The following is a 23,583-nucleotide window of genomic DNA, read 5'->3' as shown; positions in this document are numbered from 1 at the left end:
CACAGCGCGATGCGTATCGGAGTTCTCACCGCAGGCGGCGACTGCCCCGGCCTGAACGCCGTGATCCGGTCGGTCGTGCACCGCGCCATGACGGGCCACGGCGACGAGGTGATCGGCTTCGAGGACGGGTTCAAGGGCCTCCTCGACGGTCACTACCGGCCGCTCGACCTGAACGCGGTCAGCGGCATCCTGGCCCGTGGCGGCACCATCCTCGGCTCCGCCCGGCTGGAGCGCGCGCGGCTGCGGGAGGCGGCCGAGAACTGCGAGGAGATCCAGAAGCGATACGGCATCGACGTCCTCATCCCCATCGGCGGCGAGGGCACGCTGACCGCCGCGCGGATGCTGTCGGACGCCGGGATGCCAGTGGTCGGCGTGCCGAAGACCATCGACAACGACATCTCCTCCACCGACCGCACCTTCGGCTTCGACACGGCCGTGACGGTGGCGACGGAGGCCATAGACCGTCTGAAGACCACCGCCGAGTCCCACCAGCGGGTGATGGTCGTGGAGGTCATGGGCCGGCACGCCGGCTGGATCGCCCTGGAGTCCGGCATGGCGGGCGGCGCGCACGGCATCTGCCTGCCCGAGCGGCCCTTCGAGGTCGACGACCTGGTGAAGATGGTCGAGGAGCGGTTCTCGCGCGGCAAGAAGTTCGCGGTCGTCTGCGTCGCCGAGGGCGCCCACCCGGCCGAGGGCTCGATGGAGTACGAGAAGGGCGCCATCGACCAGTTCGGCCACGAGCGGTTCCAGGGCATCGGCAACCGGCTCGCCGCCGAGCTGGAGAAGCGGCTGGGCAAGGAGGCCCGGCCGGTCATCCTGGGCCACGTCCAGCGGGGCGGCGTGCCGACCGCGTACGACCGCGTCCTCGCGACCCGCTTCGGCTGGCACGCGGTGGAGGCCGCCCACCGCAAGGAGTTCGGCAACATGACGGCCCTGCGCGGCACGGACGTGGTGATGGTCCCGCTCGCCCACGCCGTGACGCGGCTGAAGACGGTGCCGGAGAACCGTATGTACGAGGCGGAATCGGTCTTCTGACCCGGCCTCCCCCGGTCCGCGCCGAGCGGCCCCGGTCACCACCCCCGTGGGTGATCGGGGCCGTTCGGCTTTTCCACTCTTGAGCCGGGCCGCGGATTCGACAAGGCTTGCGCTTGTCCGGGACATGTCCCAACTCCGTCCGGACGCCACTGCGGACAGCAGGGAGGACAGGCACATGGCCGACCGGGAACTCGCTCCCGACCCCGGGGAGGTGGGCGACGCCGCCGACTTCGTCGCACGGCTCCAGGCCCTCAAGGACCGGTCGGGGCTGACCTTCCGGGAGCTCTCGGCGGCGGCGGAGGCGGCCGGCGACGTCCTGCCCCGCTCCACCCTGGCGAACATGCTCGCCCGCACCACCGTGCCGCGCGAGGAACTCCTGCTCGCGTTCGTCCGCGCGTGCGGCGCCGGCCCCGCGGCCCAGGAGGCCTGGCTCGCCGCGCGGGACGAGCTGCTGAGACGCGGCGGCCCCGGTTACACGGACGACGGCCACGCGGGCACGGACGACGAGCACGCCGGTACGGACGGCGGGCGCGACGGAGACACCGGCGAGGACACCGACGACAGCCCCGTCCTCTCCTGGCCCGGCGACCTGTCCGCACCGGCCGCCGGGGAAGGGGCGGGCGGCGCGGGCTCCGGCGGCGCGCCCGACGGGCACCGGGCGCCGGGGTGGCGGCGGACGGCCGTGCCGGTGGTGGCCGTGGTCGCGCTGGTGACGGCCGCCTTCACGGTGGTGGCGTTCCTGCTCGGCGACGACCCCGGCCGCCACATGTCCGGTGGCCCGGTGACCGCGCCCGCGGCCGGGCCGGTGAACTTACGCGCCCTCCACTCGGGCCTGTGCCTGAACGAGCGGCCCGGGCAGGAGAGCGGCCAGGTCTACCAGGTGCCCTGCGAGGAGGCGGTGGTGCCGCGCTACTCGCTCGAACCCCTGGACGGCGGGCTGTGGCGGCTCCGCTCGGACCATCCGGACTACGGGCCCGGCTGCTCGGGCATCGCGCCGGAGGTCGCCGAGGAGGACGGGGCGCCGCTGGTGGACCAGGAGTGCGGCAGACGGGGAGCACGGGAGGCGTTCCGCGTCGAACCCTTCGAGGGCGACGGAGGCGCTGCGGGCCACCGGATCCGGCCGGCGCACTCGGAGCTGTGCCTGGAGGTGCGCGACGCCTCCGCCGAACCGTGGGCGGACGTCGTCCAGCGGGCGTGCGACGGCGACGGCGAGGGACAGCTCTTCAGCTTCGACCCGCGCCCCGGGGTGGGGGCGCTCGGCGCCCGGGCTACAGCCGGGCCAGCTCCCAGAAGTGGTCCACGATCCGCGCCAGGTACTGCCGGCCGGCCTCGCCCCCGCTGTCGCCGGTCACGTCGGAGCCCCAGCTGTTGGTCGCCACCATCCGCGCCTGGTAGTCGGCGTACAGCTGCTGGAGCACGGCCTCCAGGTGGTGGCGGTCCATCGGCAGCAGCTTCGCCGCCGGCTTGACGTACGCCTGCCAGCGGGTCGTCGCCGCGCTGCGCAGCATGTCCGCCAGCTCCTCGTCGCGCCCCGTCGCGGTGATCAGCTCGCGCGGGCCGAGGGACAGCGCGTCGGCGAGCGCGGCGGTCTGGCGTTCGTTGCCGCGCCAGCGGCCCGACTCCTCCATGCGCAGGTACGCCTTGGCGTCGAGGCCCACGCGGCGGGCGAGGTCTCCGGGGGCGATGGCCCGCGCCATCCGGTGCTCGCGCAGGGTCGTGGCCGCGGCGAGCAGTTCGCCGGGGGAACACCACAGGACGCCGGCGAGGGCGGTGAGTTCCGTGGCGTCGGGTGCGGCGACGCCGCGCTCCCAGGCGATGACCGTTTCGGGCGGTACGCCGAGGCCGTACTGGGCGCGCAGGCCGTAGGCGACGTGCGCGGGGGCCATACCCAGCGCCTCACGCAGTCGGCGCGCGGCGAGGGCGTTGAACGGTGGGGACGGGGGAGAGGGCTGCACGCCGCACACCGTAGAAGCAGAGGGTCACATATGGCTACGGTCGGTTCACCCAAGGCCAAAAATCGTAGGAACGTCCAGTTGCGCCCACTAGCGTCCTACCTGTCGGTAATTTACCCCGTCCCGGCCCCGGACGGCAGCCAGCGGTACTGGAGCTCCGGGCGCCCGACCTGGCCGTACTGCGGACTGCGCTCCGCCCGCCCCGAGGTGACCAGGTGCTCCAGGTAACGGCGGGCGGTGATCCGCGAGATGCCGACCGCGGCCCCCGCCTCCGCGGCGGTGAGGCCGGATTCCGACGCACGCAGGGTGCGGGTCACCACGGCCAGCGTCGGGGCGCTCAGGCCCTTGGGGAGGGCGGCCGGCTGCGGGGTGCGCAGCGCGGCGAGCGCCCGGTCCACCTCCTCCTGGCCGGACGCCTCACCGGCGGCCGCCCGGAACTCGGCGTACCGGGTGAGCCGGTCGCGCAGGGTCGCGAAGGTGAAGGGCTTCAGCACGTACTGGACGACGCCGAGCGAGACGCCCTCGCGGACGACCGCCAGGTCGCGGGCGGAGGTGACGGCGATGACGTCCGCGTGGTGGCCGGCGGCGCGCAGCGACCGCAGCAGGTGCAGGCCGTGGCCGTCGGGCAGGTACAGGTCGAGCAGGATCAGGTCGACGGCCGTGCGTTCCAGCAGCCTCACGGCGGCGGCCCGCGAGTGGGCCACTCCGACCACCGTGAAGCCCGCCACCCGTCCCGCGTACAGCGCGTGCGCGTCCGCCGCGACCGGGTCGTCCTCGACGACCAGCACCCGGATGCCCGCCCCGGGTCTCCCGGTCACGGCGCCTCCCCCTCGCCGCCGGCCGTCACGCCGGCCGTCGCTCCGGCCGGTCCCGCCGCCCGGTGACCGCCCAGCGGCAGGCGGACGGTGAACGCGGCGCCCCCGTCCGGGCCCCGGCCCAGCTCGATCGTGCCCCGGGCGCGCCGCGCGGCCTGGCGCACGAGGGCGAGCCCGAGCCCCCGGCCGGGACCGCGGGTGGACCAGCCGCGTTCGAAGACGGCGTCGTGGTCGTCCGGGCCGACGCCCGGGCCGGAGTCGGCGACCCGCAGCAGCAGCTCACCGCCGTCGCCGTCCGCCCGCGCGGTCACCGTGACACGGGCGGCGTGCGTCCCGCGGGCGGCCTCCAGGGCGTTGTCGATCAAGTTGCCCAGGATCGTCACCAGGTCGCGGGCCGGGAGCGCCGGCGGCAGGACGCCGTCGTCGATCCGGCTGTCGGGCGTCAGCACCAGCTCCACGCCCCGCTCGTTCGCCCGGGCCGCCTTGCCCAGCAGCAGCGCCGCCAGCACCGGCTCGCCGACCGCGTCGACCACCCGGTCGGTGAGCGCCTGCGCCAGCTCCAGCTCCGCCGTGGCGAAGTCGACCGCCTCGTCCACGCGCCCCAGCTCGATCAGCGACACCACCGTGTGCAGCCGGTTCGCCGCCTCGTGCGCCTGCGAGCGCAGCGCCTGGGTGAACCCGCGCTCCGAGTCCAGCTCGCCCGACAGCGCCTGCAACTCGGTGTGGTCCCGCAGGGTCACCACCGTTCCGCGCCGCTCACCGCCCACCACCGGCCGGGTCGACACCACCAGCACCCGGTCGGCCGTCAGGTGCAGCTCGTCCACGCGCGGCTCGGCGCCGAGCAGCGCGCCGGTCAGGGATGCGGGCAGGCCCAGCTCCGCCACCGGTGTGCCCACCACGTCGTCGCCGAGCCCCAGCAGCTCCCGCGCCCCGTCGTTGATCAGCGCGATCCGCCGCCGCCCGTCCAGCATCACCAGGCCCTCGCGCACCGCGTGCAGCGCGGCCTCGTGGTAGTCGTGCATCCGGCTCAGCTCCCCGGCGTTCATCCCGTGCGTGTGCCGCCGCAGCCGTGCGTTGATCACGTACGTACCGGCGCCGCCGAGCGCCAGTGCCGCGCCCGCCATCCCGAGCAGCGCGGTGACCTGCTTGCCCAGCTGCTCACTGATCCGGTCCACGGTGATGCCCGCGCTCACCAGGCCCACCACCCGGCCCCGGTCGAACACCGGCGCCACCGTCCGCACCGAGGGCCCGAGCGTCCCCCGGTAGGTCTCGGTGTACGTCTCACCCCGCTGGGCGGCGTCGATGTGCCCCAGATACGTCCGGCCGATCTCGTCCGGCTCCGGGTGCGTCCACCGGGTGCCGTCCGGCGCCATGATCGTCACGAAGGTGACGCCCGGGTCGCCGGTGAGGGAGGCCGCGTACGGCTGGAGCGCGGCCGTCGGGTCCTTGGAGCGGGCGGCGTCCACCACCGACGGGGAGCGGGCGACCGCCGTCGCGGTGGCCGTCGCCTGCCGGCGCGCGGTCTCCTCGGCCTGGTCGCGGTCGTCGGCGTACGCGAAGAGCGCGCACCCCGCGACGACGGCGGCCACCAGGACCACCTGCATCGCGAAGAGCTGGCCCGCGAGGCTGCGGGGGCGGGGTCGGGGGCGCGGGAGACGCATGGGCCAAGTCTGCCTGTCCGGAAACGTGTGAACGAAAGGTACGCAACGGTGACCGCCGTCACCAGGTGAGAGATGGTCTCCGGGATCCACAGGGACAGTGGAGCCACTCACCGAGGAGGACCCCGTGGCCGCACGACGGGACCGTACCCACTATCTGTATCTGGCCGTCATCGCGGCGGTCGTACTCGGCATCGCCGTGGGCTTCGCCGCCCCGGGCGTGGCCGTCGAGCTCAAGCCGCTGGGCACCGGCTTCGTGAACCTGATCAAGATGATGATCTCGCCGATCATCTTCTGCACGATCGTCCTGGGCGTCGGTTCGGTCCGCAAGGCCGCCAAGGTCGGCGCGGTCGGCGGGCTGGCGCTGGGCTACTTCATGGTCATGTCGACCGTCGCCCTCGCCATCGGCCTGCTCGTCGGCAACCTGCTGGAGCCGGGCGCGGGCCTGCGCCTGACGGACGAGGTCGCCGCCGCGGGCGAGAAGCAGGCGTCGGGGGCCAGTGAGAGCACCGTCGACTTCCTCCTCGGGATCATCCCCAAGACGCTGGTCTCCGCGTTCACCGCCGGCGAGGTCCTCCAGACGCTGCTGGTCGCCCTGCTCGCGGGCTTCGCGCTCCAGGCGATGGGCAGGTCCGGCGAACCGGTGCTGCGCGGCATCGGGCACATCCAGCGGCTGGTCTTCCGCATCCTCGCGATGATCATGTGGGCGGCCCCGGTGGGCGCGTTCGGCGCCATCGCCGCCGTGGTCGGCGAGACCGGCCTGGACGCGCTGAAGTCGCTCGCCGTCATCATGATCGGCTTCTACATCACCTGCGCCCTGTTCGTCTTCGTCGTCCTCGGCGCCCTGCTGCGGCTGGTCGCGGGGGTGAACATCCTGAGCCTGCTGAAGTACCTGGGCCGGGAGTTCCTGCTGATCCTGTCCACCTCCTCCTCCGAGTCCGCGCTGCCGCGCCTGATCGCGAAGATGGAGCACATGGGCGTGAGCAAGCCCGTCGTCGGCATCACCGTCCCGACCGGCTACTCCTTCAACCTGGACGGCACCGCGATCTACCTGACGATGGCCTCGCTGTTCGTCGCCGAGGCGATGGGCAACCCGCTGTCGCTCGCCGAGCAGATCTCGCTCCTCGTCTTCATGATCATCGCGTCGAAGGGGGCGGCGGGCGTCACCGGCGCCGGTCTGGCCACGCTCGCCGGCGGCCTCCAGTCGCACCGCCCCGAACTGGTCGACGGCGTCGGGCTGATCGTCGGCATCGACCGCTTCATGAGCGAGGCCCGCGCGCTCACCAACTTCGCGGGCAACGCGGTCGCCACCGTCCTGGTCGGCACCTGGACCAAGGAGATCGACAAGGCGCGGGTCGCCGAGGTCCTCGCCGGCCGCGTCCCGTTCGACGAGAAGACCCTCGTCGACGACCACGCCCCGGCGACGGGTGACGCGGACGACGCCGACGGCCTCCCCGACCAGCGCGAACCCGCCAAGGTCTGACGCCAGGACCGGGCGGGACCGGGCCCGGCCCGGGCACCGGACCGCGCGGCGGCGCACGCCCCGCGCGGTTCGGCGCTTCCGGACCGTACCGCCGGTAACGGGGGACGTGTCATCGTAGGGGCCAACCTGGCATGTGCATGAAGGGACCCTCCATGGCACGTCTTCCGGCACTGCTCGCCCTGACCCTCGCCCTCACCCTCGGCTCCGTGACCGCCTCCTCCGCCGCGCAGGGCGACGACCTGCGGGACGTGGTCGTCGTCGGCAACAGCGCGGACGGCACGGTGAGCTTCATCGACGCCCGTACTTACGAGAACCTCGGCTCCCTCGACGTCGTCCCCGACCTCGACGCGATCCTCGCCGGCATGGACCCGATACGCCGCGCCGCCTACGAGATCGTCAAGCAGCAGGCGGGCGGCGACAAGTTCGTCGACGACGCCCACCTCTCGCCCGACGGCCGCACCCTCTACGTCTCGCGCGGCAACCTCGGGGACGCCGCCGCCTACGACATCGCGTCCGGCCGCCAGCTCTGGCGCACGCACCTGGACGGCCTCAAGGCCGACCACGCCGCCCTCTCCCCGGACGGCCGCACCTTCGTCGTCTCCGCCATCACGGCCGCCAAGTCCCAGGCCCTGGACGCCGCGACGGGCCGCGTCACGGGAGAGTTCGCGACCGGCACGTACCCGCACGAGAACATGTACTCGGCGGACGGCAGCCGCATCTACAACATGTCCATCGGCATCACCTCCTTCCCCAAGGCGCTCAACTTCCTCAAGGGCGCCAAGCAGGTGACGGTCGCCGACGCCAGGACGTGGAAGGTGCTGCGCACGTACACCTTCGACAAGGGCGTCCGCCCGGCCGTGATCACCCCGGACGGCAGGACGATGTACGCCCAGCTCTCCTACCTCAACGGGTTCATCGAGTACGACCTGGACGCCGGACGCACCGTACGGACCGTCGAGATGCCGTTCAGCGCGGCGGGCGCGGCCCTGAAGCCCGACGACTACCCGCAGAACTCCGCCCACCACGGCATGGCCATGAACGGGGCGAACGACAAGCTCTGCGTGGCGGGCACCATCGACGACTACACGGCGGTCGTCTCCCGCCCCGGCCTGACCACCGACGGCTTCGTCCACTACGAGCCCGGCGCCCTGCCCTACTGGTCCCTCACCGCCCCCGGCGGCACGCACTGCTTCGTGACCCTCTCCAACCGCGACGAGGTGTCGGTCGTCGACTACCGCACGGCCGAGGAGGTCGCCCGGGTGAAGGTCGGCGACTACCCGCAGCGCGAGCGGGCCGGGAAGGTCGCGGCCGACGCGCTGCCCGGACTGGACCGCTGACCCCTCAGGCGTCCAGCGACTCCACCAGCTCCACCGCCCGCCCGGCCGGCATGCCCGCCGAGATCAGCATCGTCTGCGCGGCGGACCGGCCGGCCAGGTCCGCCGCGAGGGCGCCCGCGTTCACCGCCTCCATCAGCCCGAACAGCACCTGCTCGTGCACGTACGCGAGGGCGGTGGCGGACAGCGGGGAGGCGAACACGCCCTCGTCCAGGCCGCGTCGCAGCACCGCCGCGCACGCCTCGCGCACCGGGGTCAGCCGCTCGCGGATGACCTCCATGGTGACGCTCCGCTGGGCGAGGGCCACCAGCAGGCGGTAGCGGTCGGCGATCTCCCACACGGCGAGCGTGGCGCGGGCCACCGCCTCGGCCGGGTCGTCGACGCCCGCGCGGGCATCCGCGTGCGCCCGGGCCACCGACTCGATCGCGCTGTCGACCAGTGCGGCGATCAGCGCCTCACGGCTGGGGAAGTGCCCGTACACGGTTCTGCGCACCACGCCCGCCGCGCGCGCGATCTGGTCCATGGAGGCGTCCGGGTCCCGCAGCAGCTCGGTCAGGGCCACCTGCTCGATGCGGCGCCGGTTGGCATCGGCTCGTCCAGAAGTCACGCCCTCATTTTGCACATGGCTGTGCAGTCACGTAACTTGCACAGCAGTGTGTAATTGCACACGGCTGTGCAAAAAGTGTCGCTGGAAGGGTGGACCGAACCGTGCGTCTCGTCATGAACGAGCCGGTCGAAAGGATGGACCGGGCGTATCCGAAGCGCTGGTGGGCGCTGCTCGTGCTGTGTCTGAGCCTGCTGATCATCGTGATGGCGAACACCGCCCTCACCGTCGCCGCGCCCGACATGACCAAGGACCTCGGGCTGAGCAGCTCCGACCTCCAGTGGGTCATCGACGGCTACACCGTCCCCTACGCGGCGCTGATGCTGCTGCTCGGCGCGATCGGCGACAAGTACAGCCGGCGCGGCGCCCTCGTCCTCGGCCTCGTCGTCTTCGGCGCGGGCTCGGTCGCCGGCTCGCTCGTCGACTCCTCCACGGGCGTGATAGCCGCCCGGGCGGTGATGGGCGTCGGCGCGGCGATGATCATGCCCGCCACGCTGTCCCTGCTCGCCGCGACCTTCCCGCGCGCCGAGCGCGCCAAGGCGATCGTGCTGTGGACCGCCACCGCCGGTCTGGCCATCGCCGCCGGGCCGCTGGTCGCGGGCGCGCTGCTGGAGAACCACGGCTGGGCGTCCACGTTCCTGATCAACGTGCCGGTCGTCGTGCTCGCGATCGCCGGCGCCTTCGCCCTCGTACCGCCGTCGAAGGCCGCCCGGCACGGGCGCATCGACTACGTCGGCGGGCTGCTGTCCGTCGTCTGGACCGGCGCCCTCGTCTACACGATCATCCAGGGCCCGCACTTCGGCTGGGACGCCAAGGCCGTCACCGCCGCGGTCGTCGCGGGCGCCGGACTGGTCGCGTTCGTCGCCTGGGAACTGCGCCACCCGCGCCCCGTCCTGGACGTCCGCCGCTTCCTGAACCGCGGCTTCGCCGGCTCCAACCTGGCCGTCGCCCTGTTCTTCCTCGCCGTCTTCGGCGCCTTCTACTACCTCACCCAGCACCTCCAGTTCGTGCTCGGGTACGACCCGTTCGACACCGGTGTGCGGATGCTGCCGCTGGCCGGCGCGGTGTTCGCCGGCTCGGCCCTGACCGGCTACCTCACCCCGCGCCTGGGCATGAAGGTCACGGTCACCGCCGGCATGGCGCTCGGCACGCTGGCCCTCGCCCTGCTGACGCGGGTCGACGCGGCCTCGGCGTACGGGGACTTCGTCGCCCCGCTGGTCGTCCTGGGCCTCGCGATCGGCCTCGCGCTGTCCCCGTGCACCGACGCCATCATGGGCGCCTTCCCCGAGTCGGAGCTGGGCGTCGGCGGCGCGGTCAACGACACCTCGCTGGAGCTCGGCGGCTCGCTCGGCATCGCGCTGCTCGGCTCGGTGCTGGCCTCCTCGTACTCCTCGCACCTCGCCGACGCCACCGAGGGCAGCGGCCTGCCCGCCCAGGCCCTCGCCACCGCCCAGGACTCGGTCGGCGCCGGGTACGCCGTCGCCCACGGCATCGGCGAGAAGGCCGCCCACGCCGCCCCCGGGCAGGCCGCCCAGCTCGCCGAGGGCGCCCGCCGGATGACCGACGCGGTGGGCTCCGCCTTCGCGGACGCGGTCGCCCACACCAGCCTCGTCGGCGCGGCGATCCTCGCGGCCGGCACGGTCCTGGTGGCCGTCCTGCTGCCGGGCCGGAAGGCCCGCGCGGAGGCGGAGGCGAAGACCGAGGACCGCGAGCCCGAGCTCGTCTGACCCCGGCGCCGCCGGGCACCGACCGCTGGGTCCGTGACGTGCCGCCGGGGGGCCGCACGTCACGGACCGAGCAGCTCCAGCTCCCGCTCGTCCAGCACCAGGTCCACCGCCGCCGCCGAGTCGCGGACCGATTCCGGGCGGCTCGCCCCCGGGATGGGGACGACCACCGGCGAGCGGGCCAGCGCCCACGCGAGGGCCACCCGCTGCGGGCTGACCCCGCGCTCCCGCGCCACCCGGTGGAACGCGCCGAACCGGGGGTCCGCCTCCTGGGCGGACACGCCGTCCAGCGAACTGCGCGAGATCCCGCCGAGCGGGCTCCACGGCAGGAACGCCAGCCCCAGCTCGGCGCAGAGCCGCACCTCGGGCTCGCTGTCCCGCACGGCGGGGGACCAGCGGTTCTGCACGGCGACCAGCCGGTCGCCCAGGACCTCCCGGGCGAGACGGATCTGCGCCACGTCCACGTTCGAGACGCCCGCCGCCCGGACGGTGCCCGCGTCCAGCAGGTCCCGGAGCGCGCCCAGCGACTCGGCGTACGGCACGGCCGGGTCCGGCTTGTGCAGCTGGTACAGCCCGATCGCCTCCACCCCCAGCCGCCGCGCCGACGCCTGCGCGGCGCGCCGCAGGTGGTCCGGGTGGCCGTTGACGGTCCAGCCGCCGTCGGGGGTGCGGCCCCGGCCGCCCTTGGTGGCGACCAGCACCCGGTCGCGGTCGCCGCCGTACGCCGCGAGGGCGCGGGCGACGAGCAGTTCGCCGTCGCCGGGCGCGCCGTCGTCCGGGGCGTGGTACGAGTCGGCCGTGTCGATCAGCGTGACGCCCGCGTCGAGTGCGGCGTGCACCGTCGCCACCGCACGGGCCTCGTCGGGGTGGCCCTCGATGGACAGGGGCATCGCGCCCAGCCCGACGGCTCCCACCGCGACGTCCCCCACGTACCTCACGCCCGGCCCCCGAGGGTCTCGGCGACGGCCCGCTCCAGCCAGTCGGATGTGTGCAGGAAACGGTGCCCGAGCGCCGTGGCCCGCGCGTTGTCCATGGCGTAGGCACGGCGGAAGGAGAGCGGCGACACCTCGCCCGACTCCACCTCTTGGAACACCGCCCGGCGGCCGAGCCGCGCCTCGACGGCGGCGCAGACCTCCACGGTCGTCAGGGGGCCGTGGGACGCGGCGTTCACCGGCCCGGTGAAGTCCCGCTCCGCCGCCCACGCCAGGAACGCGGCGATCTCCTCCACGTACACGTACGTCGCGGGCCGGTTGACGGCGGGCACGGCGATGGGCCGCCCCGCCCGTATCCGGTCCGCGTAGTGCGCGAGCCGGCCGGTGAAGTCGTCGGCGCCGCCCAGCACATGGGCGACGCGCACGGCGGTGAACGCCAGGGCCGCGTCCCGCGCGAACACGGCCTCGGCCTGCCGCTTGCCCTCCCCGTAGGACAGCTCCGCGTCTAGGTCGACGGCGATCGTACGGGCGTCGAAGGCGTCCTCGCCGACGGGCCGTTCGGCATCCTCCTCCGCGTACACCTCGACCGTCGAGGTCATCAGATAGCGCCCGGTGCGCGGCCCGAGGACGCGCCGGGCGACGTCCGCCTGGCGCGGGGTGTAGCAGACCTGGTCGACGACCACGTCGAAGGTGCGCGCGCCGAGCGCGTCCGCGAGGGCCCGCTCGTCGTCGCGGTCGGCGATCAGGTGGCGGGCGCCGGCCGGCGGTGCGGACGACCCGCGGTTGACGACGGTGACGTGGTGACCCGCGTCCAACAGCCGTTGTACGAGACGCTTTCCGAAGTACCGGCTGCCGCCGATCACACAGGTTTCTGGCATGGGCACCAGTGTTACGGTGTCGGGCCGCGGCCTGAAGGGGGAACCATGGGAGATGCGGCCGTCGCACCCAAAGAACAACGGCATCCGCGACCCGTCGCCGACGGAACGACTGCGGTGGCCTTCGACGCCCTGGACCGGCAGATCCTGGAGCTCGTCCAGACCGACGGCCGCATCAAGCTCAGCGAGCTCGGCCGGCGGGTCCGGCTCAGCCCGGCGGCCGTCGCCGAACGGGTCCGCCGCCTGGAGGCGGGCGGCGCCATCACCGGGTACGGCGCGCACGTCTCGCCCGCCCGGCTCGGCTATGGCATCCAGGCGTTCATCCGGGTCAACCCGCACGGTGGCTACACCTTCAAGCACCCCAGGACCCTGGAACTGCTGGCCCGCCCCGAGATCCTGGAGGCCCACCACGTGGTGGGGGAGGACTGCTGGATCCTGAAGGTGGCGGTGACGGACACGGTGCACCTGGAGGACGTGCTGGAGCAGACGTCGGCCCTGGGCCGTACGACGACGTCGGTCGTGCTGTCGTCACCGGTGCCCCGCAAACCGCTCCTGCCCTGACGTGCGCCCGAACGCAGAACACCCCGGTCGATTGACGACCGGGGTGTTTCTTCGCGTATATTTGATTGTTCGTGTGCGGGCCGGAAATGCGTGCTCAGCAAAACGCACACGGAAGTTCAATAAACGCACGGTATCGCGTCAGGAGTTGGATTGTCAACCGAGGAATATCGGAAAGAGCAGCAATTCATCTACGAGCTCTACGCGCGACTCGACCACCTGAGGGGCCAGGCCGAGGCCGCCGTACGGTCCGCCCTCAAGGACATGGGGACCGGGTTCCAGGCGCGGCTGGAGCGGGATGTGCTGGTCGCCGAGCAGTCCGGGCTCCTGGCCGCGTTCGACGCGGGGGAGAACGGGCTGTGTTTCGGGCGGCTCGAATTCCGGGACGGCCGCGACCACCACATCGGCCGGATCGGCATCCGCGAGGACGACGAGGAGCGCACCCCGCTCGTCGTGGACTGGCGCGCCGACATCGCCCGGCCGTTCTACCTGGCCACCGGGTACGAACCGATGGGGCTGCGCCGCAGGCGCCACATCACCACCAAGGGGCGCGACGTCACCGCCCTGCACGACGAGATCCTCGACCTCACCGACACCACCCGTACCGGCCATGAGCACCGCGACGCCGACGAGGTGCTGCTCGCCGCGCTCGACGCCGCCCGCACCGGCCGCATGAGCGACATCGTCCAGACCATCCAGGCCGAGCAGGACCGCATCATCCGCGCCCCCCACCAGGGCGTCCTCGTCGTCGAGGGCGGGCCCGGCACCGGTAAGACCGCCGTCGCGCTGCACCGGGCCGCGTACCTGCTCTACGCCTACCGCGAGCAGCTCGCCCGCCGCGCCGTCCTCATCGTCGGACCCAACCCCGGCTTCCTCGGCTACATCGGCGAGGTGCTGCCCGCGCTCGGCGAGACCGGCGTGCTGCTGGCCACCATGGGCGAGCTGTTCCCCGGGGTGCGCGCCACCGGCACCGACAGCCCCGAGGCCGCCGAGATCAAGGGCCGCGCCGGCATGGCCGACGTCCTCGCCCGCGCCCTCAGGGACCGGCAGACCGTGCCGCCCACCGAGGCGCCCATCGAGATCGACCACGACGACTACGGCACCCTCCTGCTGGACCGGAACATGGCCGAGGACGCCCGCTGGGACGCCCGCGGCACCGGCCTGCCGCACAACCTCGCCCGGCCCCGCTTCGCCTTCCGGATCATCGACGCCCTCACCGACCAGCTCACCGAACGGCTCGGCGGCGACCCCTTCGGCGGCCCCAACCTCCTCGACCCGGCCGACATCACCCAGATGCGCAAGGAGATCGCCGCCAGCCCCCACGTCCACGCGGCCGTCGAGGAGTTGTGGCCCACCCTCACCCCGCAGGCGTTCCTCGCGGACTTCCTCGCCGAACCGGACGGCTATCTCGCCGACGGCGAGGCCGAGTTCGTACGGCGCGCCGGCGGCCCCTGGACCGAGGCCGACGTACCGCTCCTCGACGAGGCCGCCGAGCTGCTCGGCGAGGACGACACCGCCGCCCGCGCCGCCGCCGAACGCGAGCGCAGCGCCCGCATCGCCTACGCCCAGGGCGTCCTGGACGTCAGCTACGCCTCCCGGACCTACGAGTTCGAGGACGAGGAGTCGGAGGTGCTCGGCGCCCACGACATCATCGACGCCGAACGGTTCGCCGAGCGCCACGAGGAGGCGGACCACCGCAGCGCCGCCGAACGCGCGGCCGCCGACCGGACCTGGGCGTTCGGGCACGTGATCGTCGACGAGGCGCAGGAGCTCTCCGCGATGGCGTGGCGGCTGCTCATGCGGCGCGTCCCCACCCGCTCGATGACGCTCGTCGGAGACCCGGCCCAGACCGGTGACGCGGCCGGCTGCGGCTCGTGGCAGGACATCCTCGGCCCCTACGTCGGCGACCGCTTCGAGCACGTACGCCTCGGCGTCAACTACCGCACGCCCGCCGAGATCATGGAGGTCGCCGCGGCGGTGCGGCGCGCCGAGGACCCGGACTTCGTCCCGCCGCGCTCGGTGCGCGCCACGGGCGTGGCGCCCTGGGAGACGACCACCGACGACCTCGCGGCCGGGGTGGCCGCCGCCGTGCGCCGCGAGCAGCCCGCCGAGGGGCGGCTCGCCGTGATCGCCCCGGCCGGCCGGCTGGAGGAGATCGGGCGGGCACTCCCCGGGGCCGCGCACGGACCCGACCCCGACCTCACCCGTCCGGTCGTCCTGCTGGAGCCGCGGCAGGCGAAGGGCCTGGAGTTCGACACGGTGATCGTCGCCGATCCGGACGCCATCCGCTCCGGCGGCCCGCACGGCGTCAACGACCTGTACGTGGCCCTGACCCGCGCCACCCAGCGTCTCGGAGTCGTCCGCCCCGCCGGGTGAGCCCGGCGGGGCGGACGGCCCGCGGTCAGGCGGGCCTGAGCCACACGGTCGCCAGCGGCGGCAGCGTCAGGCGGACGTGCCCGTCCTCCGTCTTCACCGGGTCCGGGTTGCGCACCCCGCTGCCGCCGAACTCCGCCGCGTCGGTGTTGAGGACCTCCGCCCAGGCCGCGATCCGGTCCGGCACCCACAGCCGGTACTCCTCGCGCACCACCGGCGAGAAGTTGCTCACCGCGAGCAGCGGCGCGCCCTGCGCGTCGTACCGCAGGAAGGCGAAGACGTTGTCGTCGGCCGCGTCGCCGAGCGACCACTGGAAGCCCTCCGGGACGGTGTCCCGCTCCCACAGGGCGGGCGTCGCCGCGTACGCCGTGTTCAGGGCGCGCACCAGGTCCCGCACGCCCCGGTGGTCGCCCGCCGAGTGGTAGTCGTCCCCGGTCAGCCACCACTCCGGGCCGTGCGCCTCCGACCACTCGGCGCCCTGCGCGAACTCCTGCCCCATGAACAGCAGTTGCTTGCCCGGGTGGGCCCACATGAAGCCCAGGTAGGCCCGGTGGGTGGCGCGCCGCTGCCACCAGTCGCCGGGCATCTTGGTCACCAGCGCCTGCTTGCCGTGCACCACCTCGTCGTGCGAGATGGGCAGCACGTAGTTCTCGCTGTACGCGTACACCATCGAGAACGTCATCTCGTTGTGGTGGTACTTGCGGTGCACCGGCTCCTTGGAGACGTACACCAGCGAGTCGTGCATCCAGCCCATGTTCCACTTCAGCCCGAAGCCCAGGCCGCCGCTGTCGGTGGGCCGGGTGACGCCCTCCCAGGCCGTGGACTCCTCGGCGATCGTCACCACGCCCGGGCAGCGGCGGTAGACGGTGGCGTTCATCTCCTGGAGGAAGGCGACCGCGTCGAAGTTCTCCCGCCCGCCGTGCTCGTTGGGCACCCAGTCGTCGCCCTCGCGGGAGTAGTCCAGGTACAGCATCGAGGCGACGGCGTCCACCCGCAGGCCGTCGATGTGGAACTCCTCGCACCAGTACACGGCGTTGGCGACCAGGAAGTTGCGGACCTCGGTGCGGCCGTAGTCGAACTCCAGGGTGCCCCAGTCGGGGTGCTCGGCCCGCCGCGGGTCCGGGTGCTCGTACAGCGGGGTGCCGTCGAACCGGGCGAGCGCCCAGTCGTCCTTCGGGAAGTGCGCCGGCACCCAGTCGACCAGGACACCGATCCCGGCGCGGTGACAGGCGTCGACGAAGAACCGGAAGTCGTCGGGCGTGCCGAGGCGGGCCGTGGGCGCGTAGAAACCGGTGACCTGGTAGCCCCAGGACGGACTGTAGGGGTGCTCGGCGACCGGCATCAGCTCCACGTGCGTGAAGCCGAGGTCCTTGACGTACGCCGGCAGCTCCTCGGCCAGCTCACGGTACGTCAGCCCGGGGCGCCACGACGGCAGGTGCACCTCGTAGACGGAGAACGGGGCCTCGTGGACCGGCCGGTCGCCCCGGTGCGCCATCCAGTCACCGTCCCGCCACGTGTAGTGCGAGGCCGTGACGATCGACGCCGTCTCCGGCGGGCACTGGGTGCGGCGGGCCATCGGGTCGGCGCGCAGCGAGCAGTGGCCGTCGGGGCCCGTGACGGCGAACTTGTACAGCTCGCCCTCGCCCATGCCGGGCACGAACAGCTCCCACACCCCGCTGCGCCCCAGCGACCGCAGCGGCAGACCGGTGCCCGCGTCCCAGTAGTTGAACGCGCCGACCAGCCGCACCCCGCGCGCGTTCGGCGCCCACACCGTGAAACGGGTGCCGGTGACGCCCTGGTGGGTCATGGGCTGGGCGCCCAGCGCCTTCCACAGCTCCTCGTGCCGGCCCTCACCGATCAGGTGCAGGTCCAGCTCACCGAGCGCGGGCAGGAAGCGGTACGGGTCGTCCGCCTCGACGACACCGGACTCGTAGGCGACCCGCAGCGTGTAGTCGGGAACCTCGGACAGCGGCAGCACCACCGAGAACAGCCCGTCACCGTCGTCGTGCATCTCGGTGCGCACCCCGTCCACCAGCACGGCGACGCTCCGGGCACACGGGCGCAGCACCCGGATCGCGATGCCGCCGCCGACCGGGTGGGCGCCCAGCAGGGCGTGCGGGTCGTGGTGCTCGCCGGCGAGCAGCCGCCCCCGGTCGGCCGCGCCGAGCGGCGCGGCGGGGACGCCCTCCTCACCGGTGCGGGGGCGGGGCGTCGCGCCGGGCGGCGGCACCGGCAGGGCGGTGGCGTCCCCCACGGGGGTCGGCTTGACGGCCGGGGCCTGCTTCGCGGCCGGGGCGGCGGGGTTGCGGGTGGGACGACGGGGGGTCACGGGGGTGGGCCTCCTCAACGGGGTTCACTTCACGGAGTGGTGGTCTGGGCGGCCAGGCGGCGGATGGCCGCCATCGGGACGGGGAGCCAGTCGGGGCGGTGCCGGGCCTCGTACAGCACCTCGTACACGGCCTTGTCCGTCTCGTACGCGCGCAGCAGCGCGGGCTCGTCGCGCGGGTCGGTGCCCGAGCCCTCGGCGTACCCGGTGCAGTAGGCGTCCCGGCACCGCTCGGCCCAGTCCGGGTTCCCGGGGGGAAGGGAGCGGGCCGCGTAGTCGAAGGAGCGCAGCATGCCGGCCACGTCGCGCACCGGCGGCTGGGGGCGGCGGCGCTCGGCGAGCGGCTTCGCGGGCTCACCCTCGAAGTCGATCACCGACCAGTCGCCGTCCTGGGTGCGGAGGATCTGGCCCAGGTGCAGATCGCCGTGGACCCGCTGGGCCCGCCACAGCCCGCCGTCCCGCCCCGCCCCGCCGACCGCCTCGAAGGCGGCGCGCAGCCCGGGGACGAACGGCATCAGCGCGGGAACGGCCTGCGCGGCGGCGTCCAGCCGGCGGCTCATCCCGTGGACCAGGTTCTCGGTCTGCGGGCGGCCCAGCGCCACCGTCGGCAGGGCGTCCGCCAGTGCGGTGTGGACCTCCGCGGTGGCCCGGCCCAGCGCCCGCGCCTCGGCGGTGAAGGCACGCCCGGCGCCCAGCGCGTCCAGGGCCAGCTGCCAGCCGTCCTGGGACCCGCGCAGGTACGGCTGGAGCACGCCCAGGGTGCTGGCCTCGCCGCGGCCGTTCCCGGTCTCGTACCAGGCGACGGGAGCCGGCACCCGGGCGCAGCCCGCCCTGGCGAGCGCGAGCGGCAGCTCCAGGTCCGGGTTGGCGCCCGGGTAGACCCGGCGGAACACCTTCAGGATGTACGAATCCCCGTACACCAGCGAGGAGTTGGACTGCTCGGCGTCCAGCACGCGGGGCGTGAGGCCCTCCGGGATGGCGACGGTCCGGGAGAACCGCAGCGGGCCCAGCGGGCCGGGGGTGCGCAATCGTTCCAGCAGCAGCGCCGCGAGCCGCGGGTCGCTGAGGCCCTCGTAGACCGTGCGCCCGGCGAGCGGGCCGTCCTGGACGCGTCCGATCCGCGCGGACGCGAGCCGGTGCGGCAGGTCGTGCCGCACGCCCAGCAGCAACTGGTAGCAGTCGCCCTGGGCGGCGGTGTTCAGGCCGGGCTGCTGTACCCGTACGAGCAGGTGCAGCAACCCGGGCCCGGTGGTGTCGAGCGGGAGCAGTTCGGTCACCGAGACGAGGGCGAACCCGGTGACGGGGCGCCCCTTCCCGGCGAACCAGCGCTGGCGTGGCAGCCAGTCGTGCAGGAGGGGCACCAGCGACGGGAGCAGGGCGACCGGGGCCCGGGCGGTGGATGCGGTCTCCGACATGGCAGCGCGTCCTTTCCCCGGGCACTACGAAATGCACAGAACATGCAGAGTGTCCCGGAATGCGGCGAGTGCTGTCCGGCTGTGCGGGACGTGTCGGGCGGGGATGGTCGAGATAGACCCGAATCGACGTATGAGGGGGAGAGTGCCCAGGGCGGGGCGACGGAAACGCCCCGCCCCGATGTCTCACCCCATCCCGGCCGCCCGGCCCGGCGCGTCCGCTGACACCGCGTCGGCCGCGGTGGTGCGGGCGGAGGCGCCGGGCGTCCGGTCCGGTGCCGTGACCCCGGCGGCCGGCCGCGGGGCGTGCGCCCCGGGAACGGCGGCGCCGGGTGCCGCGGCGGTGACGCCCGCCTTCGCCGCCGGGTGCACCGCCCCGCCCGTCCCCGTGCCGACGGCCTGGTCCGCCGTCCGGGTGAGGGACGCCGGCACGGCTACGGCCGCCGCGCCGGGTGTGCCGGGCACGCCCGGGACCGTTCCGGACTTCGCGGGGGTCACCGGCGCGGTCGTGGCGAGGGTGGCCTCGGTGACCGTGGTGCCGGAGCCCTTGGCCCCGCCCGGCTTCGCCGTGTCCTTGCGCAGGCGGAACCAGTAGAAGCCGTGCCCCGCGAGGGTGAGCAGGTACGGCCATTCGCCGATCGCGGGGAAGCGCACCCCGCCGATCAGCTCCACCGGGTGCATCCCGTTGAACCGCCGCAGGTCCAGCTCGGTCGGCTGCGGGAAGCGCGAGAAGTTGTGCACGCACATCACCAGGTCGTCCCCGTACTCGCGCAGGAAGGCGAGGACCGCCGGGTTCGACGACGGCAGCTCGGTGTACGAGCCGAGGCCGAAGGCCGGGTTCTGCTTGCGGATCTCGATCATCCGCCGCGTCCAGTGCAGCAGCGACGACGGCGACGCCATCGACGCCTCGACGTTGGTGACCTGATAGCCGTAGACCGGGTCCATGATGGTCGGCAGGTACAGCCGGCCGGGGTCGCAGGAGGAGAAGCCCGCGTTGCGGTCGGGCGTCCACTGCATGGGCGTGCGCACACCGTCGCGGTCGCCGAGCCAGATGTTGTCGCCCATGCCGATCTCGTCGCCGTAGTAGAGGATCGGCGAGCCGGGCAGGGACAGCAGCAGCGCGGTGAACAGCTCGATCTGGTTGCGGTCGTTGTCGAGCAGCGGGGCCAGCCGCCGCCGGATGCCGATGTTGGCGCGCATCCGGGGGTCCTTGGCGTACTCCGCGTACATGTAGTCGCGCTCTTCGTCCGTGACCATCTCGAGCGTCAGCTCGTCGTGGTTGCGCAGGAAGATGCCCCACTGGCAGTTCGCCGGGATCGCCGGCGTCTTGGCCAGGACTTCGGAGACGGGGTAGCGCGACTCCCGGCGCACCGCCATGAAGATGCGCGGCATGACCGGGAAGTGGAACGCCATGTGGCACTCGTCGCCACCGGCCGCGTAGTCGCCGAAGTAGTCGACGACGTCCTCCGGCCACTGGTTGGCCTCGGCGAGGAGCACGGTGTCGGGGTAGCCGGCGTCGATCTCCTTGCGCACCCGCTTGAGGAAGTCGTGGGTGGCCGGGAGGTTCTCGCAGTTGGTGCCCTCCCGCTGGTACAGGTAGGGCACGGCGTCCAGGCGGAAGCCGTCGATGCCCAGGTCGAGCCAGAAGCGCAGCGCGGACATGATCTCCTGCTGCACGGCCGGGTTCTCGTAGTTCAGGTCGGGCTGGTGCGAGAAGAACCGGTGCCAGTAGTACTGCTTGCGGACCGGGTCGAACGTCCAGTTGGACGTCTCGGTGTCGACGAAGATGATCCGCGCGTCCTGGTACTGCTTGTCGTCGTCGGCCCAGACGTAGTAGTCGCCGTAGGGGCCGTCGGGGTCGCTGCGGGATTCCTGGAACCACGGGTGCTGGTCGCTGGTGTGGTTCATCACGAAGTCGATGATCACTCGCATGCCGCGCTGGTGGGCGGCATCGACGAACTCGACGAAGTCGGCGAGGTCGCCGAATTCGGGCAGTACGGAGGTGTAGTCCGACACGTCGTAACCGCCGTCCCGCAAAGGGGACTTGAAGAACGGCGGGAGCCAGAGGCAGTCGACCCCGAGCCACTGAAGATAGTCCAGCTTGGCGGTGATGCCCTTGAGGTCGCCGACGCCGTCGCCGTTGCTGTCCTGGAACGAACGCACCAGAACCTCGTAGAAGACGGCTCGTTTGAACCAGTCGGGATCACGGTCCTTGGCCGGGGTGTCCTCGAACGTGTCGGGGACGGGCTCGTTGACGATCATGATGTGGGTGACCCTCCGATCGGCGGGGACGGTCGCAGGACGAGGATGTGCGCGGGCGTGACGCCCGGCTCTAGGCGCACATAGTTGGCCCTGCCCCAGTGATAGGTCTCACCGGTGAGCTCATCGCGCACCGGCACGGTCTCGTGCCAGTCGAGGCCGAGTTCCGGCATGTCCAACGAGACCGTCGCCTCGTGGGTGTGGCGCGGGTCGAGGTTGACGACCGTCAGAACAATGTTCGAGCCCGCGCGCTTGCTGTACGCGAGGACGGCGTCGTTGTCGGCGTGGTGGAAGTGCACCGAGCGCAGCTGCCGCAGGGCGGCGTTGCGGCGCCTGATCCGGTTCAGTCTGGTGATCAGCGGGGCGATGGTACGGCCCTCGCGCTCGGCCGACTCCCAGTCGCGCGGGCGCAGTTGGTACTTCTCGGAGTCGAGGTACTCCTCGCTGCCCTCCCGCGCCGGGGTGTTCTCGCACAGCTCGTACCCGGCGTACACGCCCCAGGTCGGGGACATCGTGGCGGCGAGGACCGCCCGTGCCTCGAAGGCGGGGCGGCCGCCGCGCTGGAGGTAGGCGTGCAGGATGTCGGGGGTGTTCACGAAGAAGTTCGGCCGCATGTAGGCGGCCGCGTCCCCGGACAGCTCGGTGACGTACTCGGTCAGCTCCTGCTTGGTGTTGCGCCAGGTGAAGTACGTGTACGACTGCTGGAAGCCGATGGCGCCGAGGGTGTGCATCATCGCGGGCCGGGTGAAGGCCTCCGCCAGGAAGATCACGTCCGGGTCGGTCTTGTTGATCGTCCCGATGACCTTCTCCCAGAACACCACGGGCTTGGTGTGCGGGTTGTCGACGCGGAAGATCCGTACGCCGTGGGCCATCCAGTGCCGCAGCACACGCAGCGTCTCGCGGACGATGCCCCGCATGTCGCGGTCGAAGGCGATCGGATAGATGTCCTGGTACTTCTTGGGCGGGTTCTCCGCGTACGCGATGGTGCCGTCGGGGCGGTGGTGGAACCAGGCCGGGCGCTTGGTGACCCACGGGTGGTCGGGGGAGCACTGGAGCGCGAAGTCCAGGGCGACCTCCAGCCGCAGTTCGCGCGCCCGTTCGACGAAGGCGTCGAAGTCCTCGAGGGTGCCCAGGTCCGGGTGGACGGCGTCGTGGCCGCCCTCGTGGGAGCCGATCGCCCACGGCACACCGACGTCGCCGGGGCCGGCCGTCAGGGTGTTGTTGGGGCCTTTGCGGTGGGTGGTGCCGATGGGATGGATGGGCGGCAGATACACGACATCGAACCCCATCGCGGCGATGGCCGGAAGTCGCTCGGCGGCCGTGCGGAAGGTCCCCGAGACGAGTCGTCCCCCCTCGAACCGGGCCCCCTCCGAGCGCGGGAACATCTCGTACCACGAGCCGAACAGCGCCCGCTCCCGCTCCACGAGCAACGGCAACGGCCTTGAGGAGCTGACCAGTTCGCGCAGCGGGTGGGCGGCGAGCGCCTGGACGGCCTCCGTGCCGAGCGCGGCGGCGAGCCGGTCCGCGGGGGAGCGCCGTTCGTCGCGCAGGGCGTCCACCACGGCGAGCACGGCCTCGCGGCCCTCGCTCTTCGGTACGCCGTCGGCGGCCCGTTCGTGCAGGGCGGCGCCCTCGGCGAGGACGAGGTCGGTGTCGATGCCGGCCGGGACCTTGATGCCGGCGGTGTGGCGCCAGGTGGCGATCGGGTCGCTCCAGGCCTCGACGGTGTAACTCCACCGCCCTTCGGCCGTTGGGGTGACCTCGGCGCCCCAGCGGTCGGTGCCGGGGGCCAGTTCGCGCATCGGGGTGAACGGGCCGGGGTGCCCGGCCGGGTCCGTCAATACCACGTTGGCCGCCACGGCGTCATGGCCTTCGCGGAACACCGTGGCCGTAATCTGGAAGGTTTCGCCGACCACCGCCTTGGCGGGCCTTCTGCCGCAGTCGACGAGCGGGCGTACATCGAGAACGGGAATGCGACCAATCAGCGAGTTCACGGCATCACCTGAGGGTTGCGTACGGGGTATCGCTCTTTGTACTTGCTCGGTTGGCGAGTGGCGACGCGCAGGCGTCACCGCTCCTGTCCCGGTTCACTCGGGTGGGCGGGTACCGGAGGAGCCCTACCCACACCCTTCGGGTGGGCAATCCGGCGCGTTGTTAACTACTCAGGCGTAAGCGAACACGAAAGGAACCGGCCCCGTTCGGGTGGAAAACGGTGGCCGGTTCTCGCTCGGGTGTGTCCAGTG

15 protein-coding genes and 2 pseudogenes are annotated in these 23,583 nt (G+C 72.8%); 7 read left to right on the top strand and 10 right to left on the bottom strand.

Annotation, left to right across the window (positions count from 1 at the left end; genetic code table 11):
* The first annotated feature begins 9 nt into the window (after nt 1-9).
* A complete protein-coding gene (locus EIZ62_RS09270; RefSeq protein WP_156692226.1) occupies nt 10-1,035 on the top strand; it encodes an ATP-dependent 6-phosphofructokinase in 1,026 nt (341 codons plus the stop codon).
* A gap of 124 nt (nt 1,036-1,159) precedes the next feature.
* Nucleotides 1,160-1,450: pseudogene (locus EIZ62_RS32825) on the top strand (helix-turn-helix domain-containing protein); the annotation flags it as partial.
* A gap of 853 nt (nt 1,451-2,303) precedes the next feature.
* Here EIZ62_RS32825 and EIZ62_RS09265 read toward each other — a convergent pair.
* The 3 genes from EIZ62_RS09265 to EIZ62_RS09255 form a co-directional block, all read right to left on the bottom strand.
* On the bottom strand, nt 2,304-2,990 hold the full coding sequence (locus EIZ62_RS09265; protein WP_156692225.1) for a helix-turn-helix domain-containing protein: 687 nt from the start codon (nt 2,988-2,990) through the stop codon (nt 2,304-2,306).
* A gap of 110 nt (nt 2,991-3,100) precedes the next feature.
* On the bottom strand, nt 3,101-3,805 hold the full coding sequence (locus EIZ62_RS09260; protein WP_156692224.1) for a response regulator: 705 nt from the start codon (nt 3,803-3,805) through the stop codon (nt 3,101-3,103).
* On the bottom strand, nt 3,802-5,463 hold the full coding sequence (locus EIZ62_RS09255) for a sensor histidine kinase (protein ID WP_156692223.1): 1,662 nt from the start codon (nt 5,461-5,463) through the stop codon (nt 3,802-3,804). The genes EIZ62_RS09260 and EIZ62_RS09255 overlap by 4 nt, the downstream gene beginning before the upstream one ends.
* A gap of 124 nt (nt 5,464-5,587) precedes the next feature.
* On the opposite strand from EIZ62_RS09255, the gene EIZ62_RS09250 reads away from it, so the two are divergent.
* Together EIZ62_RS09250 and EIZ62_RS09245 are read left to right on the top strand one after the other, a co-directional pair.
* Nucleotides 5,588-6,943: a cation:dicarboxylate symporter family transporter gene (locus EIZ62_RS09250; protein ID WP_156692222.1), complete on the top strand. Its 1,356-nt coding sequence runs from the start codon at nt 5,588-5,590 to the stop codon at nt 6,941-6,943.
* Nucleotides 6,944-7,095: 152 nt separating this feature from the next.
* On the top strand, nt 7,096-8,280 hold the full coding sequence (locus tag EIZ62_RS09245) for a YncE family protein (RefSeq protein WP_208827839.1): 1,185 nt from the start codon (nt 7,096-7,098) through the stop codon (nt 8,278-8,280).
* 4 nt (nt 8,281-8,284) lie between these two features.
* On the opposite strand, the gene EIZ62_RS09240 is transcribed toward EIZ62_RS09245, so the two are convergent.
* Nucleotides 8,285-8,884, bottom strand: a complete 600-nt coding sequence (locus tag EIZ62_RS09240; protein ID WP_244375580.1) for a TetR/AcrR family transcriptional regulator — start codon at nt 8,882-8,884, stop codon at nt 8,285-8,287.
* Between the two features lie 101 nt (nt 8,885-8,985).
* Here EIZ62_RS09240 and EIZ62_RS09235 point away from each other — a divergent pair, with 101 nt between their 5' ends.
* On the top strand, nt 8,986-10,608 hold the full coding sequence (locus EIZ62_RS09235; protein WP_156692220.1) for an MFS transporter: 1,623 nt from the start codon (nt 8,986-8,988) through the stop codon (nt 10,606-10,608).
* A gap of 59 nt (nt 10,609-10,667) precedes the next feature.
* On the opposite strand, the gene EIZ62_RS09230 is transcribed toward EIZ62_RS09235, so the two are convergent.
* Both EIZ62_RS09230 and EIZ62_RS09225 read right to left on the bottom strand, forming a co-directional pair.
* A complete protein-coding gene (locus EIZ62_RS09230; RefSeq protein WP_244375578.1) occupies nt 10,668-11,543 on the bottom strand; it encodes an aldo/keto reductase in 876 nt (291 codons plus the stop codon).
* Nucleotides 11,540-12,415 (bottom strand): NAD-dependent epimerase/dehydratase family protein, encoded by an 876-nt coding sequence (locus EIZ62_RS09225; RefSeq protein ID WP_156692219.1) that lies wholly within the window; start codon nt 12,413-12,415, stop codon nt 11,540-11,542. Before EIZ62_RS09225 ends, EIZ62_RS09230 begins: the two co-directional genes overlap by 4 nt.
* A gap of 114 nt (nt 12,416-12,529) precedes the next feature.
* Here EIZ62_RS09225 and EIZ62_RS09220 point away from each other — a divergent pair, with 114 nt between their 5' ends.
* Complete coding sequence (locus EIZ62_RS09220) at nt 12,530-12,973, top strand: Lrp/AsnC family transcriptional regulator (RefSeq protein ID WP_156692218.1); 444 nt, start codon at nt 12,530-12,532, stop codon at nt 12,971-12,973.
* 150 nt (nt 12,974-13,123) lie between these two features.
* Nucleotides 13,124-15,346, top strand: a complete 2,223-nt coding sequence (locus tag EIZ62_RS09215; protein WP_156692217.1) for a HelD family protein — start codon at nt 13,124-13,126, stop codon at nt 15,344-15,346.
* 25 nt (nt 15,347-15,371) lie between these two features.
* On the opposite strand, the gene glgB is transcribed toward EIZ62_RS09215, so the two are convergent.
* The 4 genes and pseudogenes from glgB to EIZ62_RS09195 all read right to left on the bottom strand — a co-directional run bounded on the left by glgB (nt 15,372) and on the right by EIZ62_RS09195 (nt 23,325).
* Nucleotides 15,372-17,672, bottom strand: a complete 2,301-nt coding sequence (glgB, locus tag EIZ62_RS09210; protein WP_425281806.1) for a 1,4-alpha-glucan branching enzyme — start codon at nt 17,670-17,672, stop codon at nt 15,372-15,374.
* 29 nt (nt 17,673-17,701) lie between these two features.
* Nucleotides 17,702-19,084 carry a maltokinase N-terminal cap-like domain-containing protein gene (locus EIZ62_RS09205; RefSeq protein ID WP_156692215.1) on the bottom strand — a complete coding sequence of 461 codons (1,383 nt, stop codon included), beginning with the start codon at nt 19,082-19,084 and terminating at the stop codon, nt 17,702-17,704.
* Between the two features lie 567 nt (nt 19,085-19,651).
* Nucleotides 19,652-21,343, bottom strand: a pseudogene (treS, locus tag EIZ62_RS09200) (maltose alpha-D-glucosyltransferase); the annotation flags it as partial.
* Nucleotides 21,340-23,325 (bottom strand): alpha-1,4-glucan--maltose-1-phosphate maltosyltransferase, encoded by a 1,986-nt coding sequence (locus EIZ62_RS09195; RefSeq protein WP_208828188.1) that lies wholly within the window; start codon nt 23,323-23,325, stop codon nt 21,340-21,342. The gene EIZ62_RS09195 and the pseudogene treS, both read right to left, overlap by 4 nt.
* Nucleotides 23,326-23,583: the final 258 nt, after the last annotated feature.

The organism is Streptomyces ficellus (assembly GCF_009739905.1).
GTDB lineage: Bacteria > Actinomycetota > Actinomycetes > Streptomycetales > Streptomycetaceae > Streptomyces > Streptomyces ficellus_A.
The sequence above is the reverse complement of the archived record's forward strand: the minus strand, read 5'-3'. Positions and strand labels throughout refer to the sequence as shown.

What these genes read in the sequence shown, in the direction of transcription:
- EIZ62_RS09270 (WP_156692226.1), top strand. Translation starts at nt 10, where the DNA reads ATGCGTATCGGAGTTCTCACCGCAGGCGGCGACTGCCCCGGCCTGAAC.
- EIZ62_RS09255 (WP_156692223.1), bottom strand. Translation starts at nt 5,463, where the DNA reads ATGCGTCTCCCGCGCCCCCGACCCCGCCCCCGCAGCCTCGCGGGCCAG.
- EIZ62_RS09245 (WP_208827839.1), top strand. Translation starts at nt 7,096, where the DNA reads ATGGCACGTCTTCCGGCACTGCTCGCCCTGACCCTCGCCCTCACCCTC.
- EIZ62_RS09225 (WP_156692219.1), bottom strand. Translation starts at nt 12,415, where the DNA reads ATGCCAGAAACCTGTGTGATCGGCGGCAGCCGGTACTTCGGAAAGCGT.
- EIZ62_RS09205 (WP_156692215.1), bottom strand. Translation starts at nt 19,084, where the DNA reads ATGTCGGAGACCGCATCCACCGCCCGGGCCCCGGTCGCCCTGCTCCCG.